This window comes from Synechococcus sp. C9, from assembly GCF_022984075.1.
Classification (GTDB): Bacteria; Cyanobacteriota; Cyanobacteriia; order Gloeomargaritales; family Gloeomargaritaceae; genus Gloeomargarita.
This window is the reverse complement of record NZ_JALAAD010000001.1, coordinates 2,784,987-2,797,142: the sequence shown is the minus strand read 5'-3', so window position 1 is coordinate 2,797,142 and position 12,156 is coordinate 2,784,987. Positions and strand designations below refer to the sequence as shown.

General features: G+C 53.1%; 11 protein-coding genes. 6 read left to right on the top strand and 5 right to left on the bottom strand.

Features of this window, described 5'->3' with window-relative positions; all coding sequences use genetic code 11:
* Positions 1-2: 2 nt before the first annotated feature.
* A complete protein-coding gene (locus MLD66_RS13640; protein ID WP_247218777.1) occupies positions 3-443 on the top strand; it encodes a hypothetical protein in 441 nt (146 codons plus the stop codon).
* Positions 444-1,030: 587 nt separating this feature from the next.
* On the top strand, positions 1,031-2,668 hold the full coding sequence (locus MLD66_RS13635) for a bifunctional metallophosphatase/5'-nucleotidase (protein WP_247218774.1): 1,638 nt from the start codon (positions 1,031-1,033) through the stop codon (positions 2,666-2,668).
* A gap of 4 nt (positions 2,669-2,672) precedes the next feature.
* Here the strand turns inward: MLD66_RS13635 and ppk1 are convergent, their stop codons facing one another.
* Entirely contained in the window at positions 2,673-4,823 is a 2,151-nt protein-coding gene (gene ppk1, locus MLD66_RS13630; protein WP_247218773.1) for a polyphosphate kinase 1, read from the bottom strand.
* Positions 4,824-4,849: 26 nt separating this feature from the next.
* Complete coding sequence (locus MLD66_RS13625; RefSeq protein WP_247218771.1) at positions 4,850-5,500, bottom strand: riboflavin synthase; 651 nt, start codon at positions 5,498-5,500, stop codon at positions 4,850-4,852.
* An 85-nt stretch (positions 5,501-5,585) separates the two neighbouring features.
* On the opposite strand from MLD66_RS13625, the gene MLD66_RS13620 reads away from it, so the two are divergent.
* Genes MLD66_RS13620 through MLD66_RS13605 form a run of 4 tightly spaced genes read left to right on the top strand, consistent with a single transcriptional unit; the run spans position 5,586 to position 9,192 of the window.
* Complete coding sequence (locus tag MLD66_RS13620; RefSeq protein WP_247218769.1) at positions 5,586-6,104, top strand: bifunctional nuclease family protein; 519 nt, start codon at positions 5,586-5,588, stop codon at positions 6,102-6,104.
* Positions 6,105-6,145: 41 nt separating this feature from the next.
* Entirely contained in the window at positions 6,146-6,964 is an 819-nt protein-coding gene (locus MLD66_RS13615) for an ABC transporter permease (protein WP_247218767.1), read from the top strand.
* A gap of 6 nt (positions 6,965-6,970) precedes the next feature.
* Complete coding sequence (locus MLD66_RS13610; RefSeq protein WP_247218765.1) at positions 6,971-8,065, top strand: spermidine/putrescine ABC transporter substrate-binding protein; 1,095 nt, start codon at positions 6,971-6,973, stop codon at positions 8,063-8,065.
* Positions 8,065-9,192, top strand: coding sequence for an ABC transporter ATP-binding protein (locus tag MLD66_RS13605; RefSeq protein WP_247218764.1), 1,128 nt, complete (start codon positions 8,065-8,067; stop codon positions 9,190-9,192). The genes MLD66_RS13610 and MLD66_RS13605 overlap by 1 nt, the downstream gene beginning before the upstream one ends.
* A gap of 227 nt (positions 9,193-9,419) precedes the next feature.
* On the opposite strand, the gene MLD66_RS14595 is transcribed toward MLD66_RS13605, so the two are convergent.
* From MLD66_RS14595 to MLD66_RS13595, 3 genes are all read right to left on the bottom strand, one after another.
* Positions 9,420-9,644: a GDCCVxC domain-containing (seleno)protein gene (locus MLD66_RS14595; RefSeq protein WP_281438483.1), complete on the bottom strand. Its 225-nt coding sequence runs from the start codon at positions 9,642-9,644 to the stop codon at positions 9,420-9,422.
* A 162-nt stretch (positions 9,645-9,806) separates the two neighbouring features.
* Positions 9,807-10,184 (bottom strand): SaoD/DsrE family protein, encoded by a 378-nt coding sequence (locus MLD66_RS13600; protein WP_247218762.1) that lies wholly within the window; start codon positions 10,182-10,184, stop codon positions 9,807-9,809.
* A gap of 657 nt (positions 10,185-10,841) precedes the next feature.
* Complete coding sequence (locus tag MLD66_RS13595; protein ID WP_247214935.1) at positions 10,842-11,792, bottom strand: transposase; 951 nt, start codon at positions 11,790-11,792, stop codon at positions 10,842-10,844.
* Positions 11,793-12,156 lie beyond the last annotated feature (364 nt).

Below are 12,156 nucleotides of genomic sequence, written 5' to 3'. Positions count from 1 at the left end.
TTATGGAACTAACTAGAGCAAGTATTGTTAACAGTGCTGTAGGTATTGTTGGGAGTTTTGTAGCACTATTCATAACCGACTTAATTATTGTACATTCTCCGAGTAATCAGTCCTATATTTTTAAGTTCAATTCTCCCGCCTATGCTCAGAGCGTTCATCTCCGAACAGTTGATAGGGAGGTTTTGGATTTAATCCGGAGTCCCAACGCCAACACTGATAAGATCAAGGATGCACTACCAGGTCGTAACTACAAGGTTAATCTTTATCGGGATGCGGGATTCAATCGCTGGAATCGTGTTAAAATTGACCTGAATCGAAATAATAGATGGGATGAAAAATGGACGATTAAAGATAATGTAATCATCAGGCAGGTTTCATCGAGGGATGATGAAGTTTATGACCAAAAATTTGTCCTAACTGGTAACCAATGGCAGAGGCAATAAATCGGGTTGATCATCATTTTTTCGAGGGTGCAGTTTAACCATATCCCGCAAATACTGAATGGGCTGTAACTGTGGCGTAATTTTGAGCATATTCCCAGATTACTGATATAGTAGTTTCAAACAAGTTTGCGACATTCGCTTTTACTTAAAAACCCTGTCCTAAAAGGAGGGCACCTCTATAAATTCAAAGTTAGCGGTCGCAGGGGGGCACCCCCGCCCTTGGTTCTGGGTAATATGGGCATTCCCACGATGGGATTGATGATTGGTTCAAATAAATAGAGGTTCCCAGGAGATAGAGCGATTACAAATACCTAAAAAGTGTCGCATTCTAAATCAAAATGACTATATATTGCGATCCTAATTCGAGTGACGTTAGTTTGCGTGCTGTAGGCATACAGAAATTCTAAAAAACCAAGGACGGGGGCGGTGCCCCTGCGACCCCTATTCTATTTTCATTTAGGATTGCTATAGTTATTCCAATGAGCGTTTCGGGACAGGAGTATCATGACGCTGTGGGAGCAAAAATGTCTTAAAATTACTATCAATTCAATACAGATTGTGATGGAGGTGCTCAGGTGATGAATCAAATGTTCAAAATACTCTTGGTAGGTTTATGTTCCCTGGTTTTAACCCTGGTCTTTGTGCCTAGGATTGTCGCTCAGAGTGAGAGCGTCACGGTGCAATTGATTGCTTTTAATGATTTGCATGGCAATTTGGAACCGGCTAATTTAACCTTTACGCTACCCGATGGACAGCGCATTCCTGCGGGCGGGGTGGAATATTTAGCCAGTCATATTCAGCAGTTGCGGCGCAAATATCCCCACACTTTATTGGTCTCGGCAGGGGATTCTATCGGTGCCAGTCCTTTGCTATCTGCCCTCTTCCATGATGAACCGACCATTGAAGCCCTGGATGTCATGCAATTGGCGGTCAATGCAGTGGGCAACCATGAATTTGACCAGGGGACAGCCGAGTTACTCCGCTTACAAAAAGGGGGGTGTCATCCCCAGGATGGCTGTCGGGACAATCAGCCATTTAGAGGGGCAAAATTTCAATATTTGGCGGCGAATGTGATTGATGAAAAAACGGGTCAACCAATTTTACCTGCCTATAAAATTTACACATTTGATGGGGTAAAAATTGCCTTTATTGGGATGACTTTGGAAGGGACTCCGAAAATTGTTTCCCAACGTGGGATTCAGGGGTTGCGGTTTCAGAATGAAGCGGATACGGTAAATGCCCTGGTGCCAGAATTGCAAAAACAAGGGGTGCAGGCAATCGTGGTGCTGGTGCATGAGGGAGGGCTGCCCACCGGGGGGTACAATGAATGTCCGAGTATTGCCGGGCCGATTGTGGAGATTGTCCAACGCACTGACCCGGCGGTGGATTTGTTCATTACGGGGCATACCCATCAAGCCTACAATTGCGTGCTGGGTGGACGGGTGGTGACCAGTGCCGCTTCCTTTGGGCGGTTGCTGACGGCAATCACGCTCACTCTTGACCGTCGGACAAAAGATGTGCGGGCGATTCAGGCCCAGAACCTGATTGTCACCCGGGACGTGCCTGCGGATGGGGCGCTCACCCGTTTAATCAACCGTTACAAAGCCCTGGCGGACCCGTTGGCAAACAGGGTGATTGGCCAAATTACAGCGGATATACTTCGTACTGCCAGCCCGAGTGGGGAAATGCCCCTGGGGAATCTGATTGCCGATGCCCAGTTGGCGGCTACCCAAGCTCCGGAGCAAGGGGGAGCGGTGGTGGCGTTCATGAACCCGGGGGGGATTCGGGCGGAGTTGACCTTGGCACCGGGGGGGCAGGTGACCTATGGGCAGGCTTTTGCGGTGCAACCCTTTGGCAATAATTTGGTGACGATGAGCCTGACGGGGGCGCAGATCAAGGCACTTTTGGAACAGCAGTTTGATAACCCGACACCCGGACAAAACCGCATTCTCCAGGTCTCCCAGGGCTTTCGTTACCGTTGGTCGCCCACGGCCCCCCCAGGCAACCGGGTGCAGGACATGAGCCTCAACGGCCAGCCCATTCGCCCGGAGCAAACCTATCGGGTGACGGTAAATAGTTTTCTCGCAGATGGGGGGGACAATTTCACCGTTTTGCGCCAGGGACAGGAACGGGTGGGGGGGGTGACGGATATGGCCGCCTGGGAAGCCTATTTCCGGGCCCAGTCCCCCGTTTCTCCGCCCGCTTTGGGACGGATTGTGAATTAGGGAGCTACACCACTGGGGTGGCCTCCGCCAAGGCTTTTTGCATCAATAGGGCATGGGAACCCCGTTCCGGCTCCCCGGGGGCAGGCTGGCGTTGGATGTAGGTGCCATCGGGTTGCAAATCCCACGCCTGGCGGTTGTCCGTCCACATCAGTTCCATGATCTCCTGCAACTGCTGTTTGATCCCCGCATCCAGCACCGGGGTCAGGGCTTCCACCCGCCGGTCTAAATTGCGGGTACGCCAATCCGCACTGCCAATGTACAGATTTTCCTGCCCCTGATTGTGGAACCAAAATACCCGGGAATGCTCCAAAAACCGCCCAATAATGCTCACCACCTGAATCCGCTCGCTTAAGCCCGGCACCCCTGGCCGGAGCGTACACATCCCCCGCACCAACAGGCGAATTTCCACCCCCGCCTGCGCCGCCTCGTAGAGTTCCAAAATAATGCCCGTGTCCGCCAGGGCGTTCATCTTGGCAAAAATCCGGGCGGGTTGTCCGGCTCGGGCGTGGGCCGCTTCCTGCCGAATCAACCGAACCAGTTCCTCCCGCATATTCACCGGCGCCACCAGTAGATGGCGATACTGCCGTTGGCGGGAATAACCGGTGAGGAAATTAAACAATTCCGTCACATCGGCGGCCAGGTCATCCCGACAGGTCAAAATCCCCAAATCCGTGTAAATCCGGGCGGTTTTGGAATTGTAATTCCCCGTGCCCAGGTGCATATAACGGCGAATCCCTTCCCCCTCCCGGCGCACCACCAAGGCCAATTTGCTGTGGGTTTTTAGACCAATCAACCCATACACCACGTGTACCCCGGCCTGCTCCAACCGCCGGGCCCAGAGGATGTTATTTTCCTCATCAAAACGGGCTTTCAATTCCACCAATACTGCCACCTGGATGCCATTTTCCGCCGCCGTAATCAGGGACTGGACGATGGGCGAATCCCCCGAAGTACGGTACAGGGTCATTTTGATGCCGAGGACTTCCGGGTCAGTAGCCGCCTGGGCAATAAACCGTTCCACCGTCCCCGCAAAGGAATGGTAGGGATGATGAACCAACACGTCCCCCTGGTGGATCAAACTAAACCAATCCACCCCCCCCTGGGCTTCGCTGTAGGCTTTTTCCTCAAATAGGGCGGGGATCACCGGGGTCCAATCCGGGTCCCGCAGTTCCGGGTAGGGCAAAAAGGCCAACTCCATCAAATCCCCCAGATTCAACAGGGTGTTGATTTCATAAATCCAAGGTGCTTGAATTTTCAACCCCTGGGTGAGGGTCTCCCGCACCAACTCCGGGGCGGACTTAGCAATTTCCAAACGGGTGGCATCCCGGCCGTAGCGGCGGCTCCGGACTTCTTTTTCAATTTCCGCCAGCAAATCCCCCGCCTCATCTTCCCGAATTTCCAAATCCGCATCCCGGGTGACCCGAAACGGATACCAGCCCACCAATGCCATCCCCGGAAAGAGTGCCCCCAAATTGTGACCGATCACCTGCTCCAGGGGCACCCCCAACCACCGCACCCCCGCTGGCCGCAACGGCTCCGGCAGGGTGACAAACCGTTTCAACGCCTTACCCCCAGGGTTGGACGCCGCCTTGGTGGGCACCTTCACCCGGGCGAAATGGTGCTGGCCGGTTTTCGTATCCTCAAGTAATACAGCCAGGTTCAGACTCAAATTGGACATATAGGGAAAGGGATGGCCGGGGTCCACCGCCAGGGGCGTGAGGATGGGAAACACCTGGCGCAGAAAATCATTGTGCAAATAGGCCTGTTGTTCCGGGGTGAGGGTGGGGTAATCGGCGATCATAATCCCGGCTTCTGCCAAACGGGGGCGCAGATTTTGGGCGAAATAATCATGCTGTTGGCTAATCACGGGTGCCAGATGGGCGCTGATCAAATCCAGTTGCTGTTGGGGGGTGAGACCGTCGGGGCTGGGGGTGGTCACATTGGCTTCCACCTGATCCCGCAGGGCATCAATCCGCACCATGAAATATTCATCTAAATTGGTGCTAAAAATGGCCAGGAATTTCGCCTGTTCCAACAGGGGGGTACGGGGGTCGAGGGCTTCGTGCAGCACCCGGTCGTTGAAATAGAGCCAACTTTTTTCCCGGTTGATAAAGTGGCTGGGATGCGCCAAGGGGAGAGCGGCAACGTCATTCATCGGGGGCACCTGGGGAGACGGCACCCCTACTGTACCAGGTTTGCCCCGCTGTCCATAAACCCGTGTTGCATTAAAAAATTCTGAGAAATGGGGGTCTCCACCACCCTGGGCTGGAGCAATTGTTCCACATATTTACCCAACAGGTCGGCTTCCAAATTGACCGGGTCGCCAGGGCGCAGGTAGGGCAAATTGGTCGCTGTATAGGTCAGGGGAATCACCGCCACCCGCAGGCCATCCGCCCACACCTGGGCAACGGTTAAACTCACCCCATTGATGGCAATACTGCCCTTGGGGATCAGATAACGGCGCACCAGCGGGGGCACGCTAAAGTCCAATTCCCAAAAATCCCCGCCCACCTGCTCACGGCGGGTTAACGTCCCCACCCCATCCACATGGCCGCTGACAAAATGCCCCCCCAACTTTTGCCCCACCCGTAAGGCCGGTTCCAAATTCACCCAGGGGCGTTGCCCCAAACAGGTGCGCTGGCGGGTTTCTGGGGAAGTCGCCGCCGTAAACCCCTGCCCATCATACTGTGTGACCGTCAGACAAACCCCATCCACGGCGATACTGTCCCCCACAGCCAAGTCGGGGAAATGGTGCATCTCCGTCGCTACCGTGAGCCGGTCGGGGGTCTGGGCAATCACCTGCCCCAGGGTCTGGATCAGCCCGGTAAACATGGGGGGATCACCTCAGCGGTCATTCCGTCTTAGTATAGTAAATACAGCAAATCCATCGTTAACCCGAAGGCGGCACGACCCAAGCATGATTGAGATGAAGGTTGCCGGGATCGCCCTGGATGCCCTGAGCCGTAATCCGATTGTACTCCTCAAGGATACCACCGAACGGCGGGCTATCCCCATTTGGATTGGGCAGGCGGAAGCCAAGGCCATCATCAGTGCCCTGGAGGGGGAGGATTTACCCCGCCCCCTGACCCATGACTTGATGCTCAATGGCTGGAAATTGTGGGATGTCACCCTCAAGCGGGTGGTGATCCATTCTTTGCATGACAATGTATTTCACGCAGTGCTGTACCTGTACCGGGGGGACGAGTTGCGCCAGTTGGATGCCCGCCCCAGCGATGCCATTGCCCTGGCCCTGAAGGCGGACTTGCCGATTTGGGTGATGGAGGAGGTGGTGGCCAATGCCTCGATTCCGGTGGACCGGGAGGCGGATGAGGCGGAGTTGGAGGCGTTCCGGGAGTTTGTTGCCCAACTGCGACCGGAGGATTTTGTGGGGCGGCATGGCCATAGCGAGGGGCAGGAATCATCGGATCGGGGTTAGGCTGGCCGAAATGGGGGCTAGGGCTGTGGGCGGCGCTGGGCTTGGGGTTTATTTACCTGCCCATCCTGGTCTTGGTGGTCTATTCGTTTAATCATTCCCGTTTCACCGGGGTTTGGCAGGGGTTTACCTGGGATTGGTATCGGGTGTTGCTCACCGGGGAAGGGGGGGCCTTTCCTGAAACCGTGGGGTTTGGTGCCAATGGGGTGATGCACGCCCTGGGCAATAGCCTGGTGGTGGCGGTGGTGACGACGGGGGTGGCGACGGTGCTGGGCACGGCCTTGGCTTTGGGGTTGGAGCGGGGGCGGGGGCCGGGGCGGATGGCAGTGGAAGCGTTGGTGCTGTTGCCCTTGGTGATCCCGGAGATTGCCCAGGGGGTGTCCCTGCTGGTGTTTTTTACCTGGGGGTTCCGGCTGTGGGAGGCTTGGGGGGGCGGGAAACTGACCCTGGGGTTGCCTACGGTGACGATTGGGCATATTACGTTTGCGATTTCCTTTGTCACGTTGGTGGTGCGGGCCCGGTTGGCGGAATTGGACCCCCGGTGGGAGGCGGCGGCGATGGATTTGGGGGCGAATCCCTGGCAGACCCTCTGGCGGATTACTTTGCCCTGGTTGACTCCGGCCATCGGGAGCGGGGCGTTGTTGGTGTTTACCCTCTCTTTGGATGACTTTGTGGTGACTTTTTTTACAGCGGGGGTTGGCGCTACAACGCTACCAGTATTTGTCTATGGCATGATTAAATTTTCAGTAACTCCCGCCATCAATGCCATTTCTACCCTGATGCTCTTGGCTTCGACCCTATTGGTGCTGGTGGCCTGGTGGATGCAGGGGGAGCGGGGGAACGGTAAGCCGAAGGAGGTGTAAGGGGTGATGGGGACAAAATCCTGGTGGCGACGGTGGTGGTTGGGGTTGTTGACCTTGGGGCTGGTCGCTTGCCTGCCTCTGGGATGTACGGGTGTGAACGCTCCTTCGACCCCATCCTCCCCTACGGCGACTTTGAGTATTTACAACTGGGCGACCTATATTGACCCCCAGGCGTTGAGCGAGTTTGAAAAGCGGTTCAATGTACGGATTAAGTACGACACTTTTGACAGCCCGGATACCCTCTACGCCAAGCTGAAACCGGGGAACCCTGGCTATGATGTGATTTTTCCCTCGGATTACCTGGTGGCACGGATGATCAACGAGGGGATGCTATTGCCCCTGGATCAGGCGCAAGTTCCCAACCAGGTGCATTTAGGGGAAACCTTTCGCAACCCGGCCTACGACCCCGGCAACCGCTACAGTATGCCCTACCAGTGGGGCACCCAAGGCATTGGCTACAACAAAAAAAAGATTGGTCGCTCCCTTGACAGTTGGGAGGCCATGTTTGACCCCCAGTACCGGGTCTCCTGGCAGGAGGAATCCCGGGCGACTTTGGGGGCGGTGTTGATTGCCCTGGGTTTGGACCCCAATACCACTGAAGCCAGCGAGATCAACCGGGCCCGGGATTGGCTGATCCAACACAAGCGGAATATCGTCGCCTTTGCCCCGGATACGGGGGAGGAACTGCTCAATCAGGGGGAGGTGGTATTGGCGTTTGAAAATAGCGGTGATGTGTTTCAGGTGATGGCGGAAAACCCCGACCTGGCCTACAGTATTCCGAAGCAGGGAGCCATTTTGTGGGTGGATACAATGGCGATTCCCAAGGGGGCACCCCAGGTGGAATTGGCGCACCAATTCATCAATTATCTGCTGGAACCCCAGGTGGCCGCCCAAATTTCCAACTACACCCGCTATGCCACCCCCAACCAAACCGCCATCCAGGACAAACTGATCCGGGCGGAGGATTTGACCAACCCGGCCATGTACCCCCCGCCAGCGGTGATGCGCAAACTGTACATTCTCAAGAACCTGCCCGCCCCTACCCTCAAGCTCTACGAGGCGGCTTGGAATGCGGTCAAACTCCAGGTGAGCAAAGGCTGATGTTGCGCTTGACCCAGGTGTGGAAAACCTACGGTCGGGAGGCCCGGGCGGCGGTGGCGGGGATTGACCTGGAGATTCAACCGGGGGAATTTTTCTCCCTGGTGGGTCCTTCCGGTTGCGGCAAAACCACGACCCTGCGCCTGATTGCCGGATTTGAAACCCCGGACAAGGGGGAACTGCACCTGGGGGGACGTTCCCTGCTGGGGGTGCCGCCCTTTCAACGCCCGGTGCATACGGTTTTTCAAAACTACGCCCTGTTTCCCCACCTGACCGTTGCCCGGAATATCAGCTTTGGGTTGGAGGTGCGGGGGGTGAGCCGGGGGGAAATCCGCTCCCGGGTGGGGGAAATGCTGGCTTTGGTGCGGTTGGACGGCTTGGCCCACCGTTATCCCCGGGAACTCTCCGGCGGTCAACAACAGCGGGTCGCCCTGGCCCGGGCGTTGATCCAAAAACCCCAAGTCCTTTTGCTCGACGAACCCCTGGGTGCCCTGGACTTAAAACTTCGCAAGCAAATGCAGAGCGAATTAAAACAGATGCAACAGCAGTTGGGCTTGACCTTTCTCTACGTCACCCATGACCAGGAGGAAGCCCTTGCCCTCTCCAACCGCCTCGCCGTGATGCAGGGGGGACGGGTTCTGCAGGTGGGCACCCCCCAGGAGGTGTACGAACAGCCCAACTGTTATTTCGTGGCGGATTTCATCGGTGAATCCAACTTTTTGACCGGCCAGGTGGTGGAACTGGGTTGCCCTTGGATACAGGTGCGTTTGCCCCATGACCAGCAGGTGCGGGTGCATCACCCCGGCGGGCATCTGAGCTTGGGTGCGGCAGTCACATTGGTCATCCGCCCGGAACAGGTGCAACTCCAACCCGCCACCAGTGGGGAATCCGCCGCTTGGATCACCGACGTGGACTACCTGGGTGTGGACAGCCGCTACTGGGTGCAACTGCCGGGGGGCATCCGCCTGCAAGTACGCCAAGCCGGGGGTGGGTTCCAAGTCGGGGAACGGGTGCAGGTGCATTTACCCCCCACGGCCCTGCGGGTGATTGGTCTGAATACCCCATCCCCAGCGGAGCAGGCAGATTGGCATCCTCCCCCCGCCCCCATCCGCCAATGGGAAAAAATTTAGGGCACTCCATTTTTGAATAAATCGAGGTACAGTCTTTTAAGTAGTTATGGGATACAGTTGAACCCCACTTGCCGTAGGTCAATCATGCTGAAGTTTTAGAATTATCAAGGCTTTTTGTATCCTTTAATTGACAAATAGACTATATCTTTGATTCTATTAAAACCATGCGAAGAATTCATCCCTGGAAGGCAGAGATTTTGAAGAACTAAGCCCCCGGCGACGTATTTTTAGCAATGCTCTTGTTGTAGAGTTTTCTCCCGTTGAATGGGCGGACAGGGAGTGTCACCGTAACTGCAAAAAACACAACAATCACCCGGCTTGGGTTGTAGCTCCATATCACACTGGGGACACTGCCAGAGAATCACACAGGCATGGGTGGGCATAGCAACCTCCGAGCGGCTGTGACAACTGGGGCAAGTGAGTATGCCAAAATTAACAGCTTCTTTGTTCATGTCGAAACCTGAATAGGTTTGCAGTAAAAGCGGTTATGCAATTATTTTAGGGTAGGAATAAAGGACAGGCGTTGCTGACTTAAGGTACGAAGTCCACGCAGGTTATTCATTCAGCCTGGAGTTTTCGTTATACGGTTTTTGGCAATCAGCAACACCGGTTTTTCATAGGGTGATCACTTGGTCAGGCTTGGCTTCGGCGAGTGCCTCATAAAGTTGGGGGAAACACCCGCACACCACCCCTTCCACCAAACCCTTTGCCTTGACGGAGCCAGTGCCGCATTGATCAAACGTTCCTTCCGCCAAACCACGCCGCACCGCACATTGGTCGCAGACCATCAGTAACATCCCATTTTGTTTGGCAATATGGGCGAGCCTTTCCCCCACCGGATCCCCCACCCGCAGGCAGAAAATATTGTCATCGAAAAACATCATGCCTACGACTTGGGCACCGTGTTCACCCCGTTCCAATTGGGGCAGAATCATGGTAGCCAATTTGAAGGTACTGGCTAGGTTTGTGGCGAAGATGTAGGCGACTTTCATTTTGCTTTTCCAGGTAAATTTTTTCTAACTAATGGTAGTATAATGTATCCTAAATCCCATAGCAATCCCAGCAGATAACCTTGAACACTTGCAAATAACTTCTTGGGGGGTTGGGGGCATTGGGGTTATTAAGTTGCGTCACTGGTGCGATTTATTGGGAGCCTCCGACTGCAATTATTTGCCCCGGTGCAATTGTAGTTAATACACTATAGCGATCCTACTTGATTAGCAAACAAGAATTCTCCAGAACCAAGGACGGGGACAATCCCCTGCGACCCCTATTCTATTCTCATTTAGGATTGCTATATAAACATCAGACATCAAAGGTACTCAATTTGGTAAACAATTACTGCGTGCTACCAAAACAATGACTGCCAGGCTCTCCTAGATTTAGGGTGATGATTTTTTTCTAATTAGAGAATGTGGCTAAGGTTCTCGCCCGGAAGTTGTCAAAATTTGAAAAGCCATAGGCTTGCCTCTTAATTAGTTTCTTAAGGGCACCTCTATTTATTTGCCTTACCAGAAGGTTATCGCACTGGAATACCGATATTATCGAGAACCATAAACGGGGGCTACGCCCCTGCGACCTATTTTTAGAGATGCTCTACATCAGTAGTGTTGAATGTCCGTAATAAAACTTAACATAAGGGGTCAGGGTTATCCTACGAGCGGCTCTACCCCTACGAGTTCCATGAAGCTACAGTGTCGGCCTATTTCTATTTGTAAATATCGCAACTTGTCAATCAATTCATAGGTCTTATTGTGACCTATCTCCAGCAATCTTAAAATTAGATAACCAATCAATACGGCATAAATCTGTAGCCGCACACCATTCTCATTCTTGGTAATGATTCTATCCAATTTCAAGTGCATCTTTAGTGCCTTCCAAAGCAACTCAATTCGCCAGCGCAAACGATAGGCTGAACAAATCTCTTCATCCGTCATCGAAGTCACGTTAGTCGCTAGCCTATATTCTGTGTTTTCCTCTTCATTAAAAAATTGAATTACCCGAATATCCGGATTGTCAGGTTGCAACTTCATATTATTTCTAATCCGCACAATAAACAATGTATTTCGTTTACACATTTCGTCCATTAATTTCCAGGAAGCAAAACCCCTATCCATGATACCAACGGCATTCTCAGGTATCGTCCCAATCACAAGATGCCCAATTTTATGGTCATTAGTCTTTCCAAATATAATTGATTCGTCACCGATATTGCCCTCATTTATATCCAGGCCAAGCGTCAATTTTACCTGCTTGTAGTGCCAGAATAATTTGCTGGTCAGGGTGATAATGGTAGAATCTAATGGGAATAAGTGCTTAAATTCACCTTGATGATGTTTAAGCCGTTTTTGCAGTTCTCTTAGGATCACTTGAAACGGCTCGGTGCTACGATGTTTACACGCCTTAGAAAACGTTGATATGTCAACTTTAAAATTGAGATGATTCAAGAGGAAGAATAAGCCCCGCATGGTGGCGACTCTTGCATCTAAAATGAAGTGCATCCATATGAGTACAAACAAGCGAGTATCCAAGACTGGATAGTCGTTTTTGGGAAGAAGGTTCAGCAAGGGCTTGATAAGTCCCTGAATTTGTCGTCTCATAAAAATACTGTTACTCGTGGTTTCTACCAATCTAAAATACCATTTTTAGTCTCCCTTTTCCACCCTTTCGTTAACATTCAACACTACTGGCTCTACATATAATAGTTCTATTAGATTAGCATTAGCTGGCGTGCCGTAGGCATACAAAAATTCTCCAGAACCAAGGGCGGGGGTGCCCCCTGCTACTGCTAACTTTGAATTTGTAGAGGTGCCCGATTGTTACTGATGCTGGTGATATGTTTTTCCCATTGGCAGGGGAGTGATGAATCCCATACCCGTCCCGCAACCTGTGGTCTTTGCGATAAACTCAAGGGAAGACTGCCTACGGTTCAGCCGTCTGCTGGTGGTAATTCTTTTCGTGCTT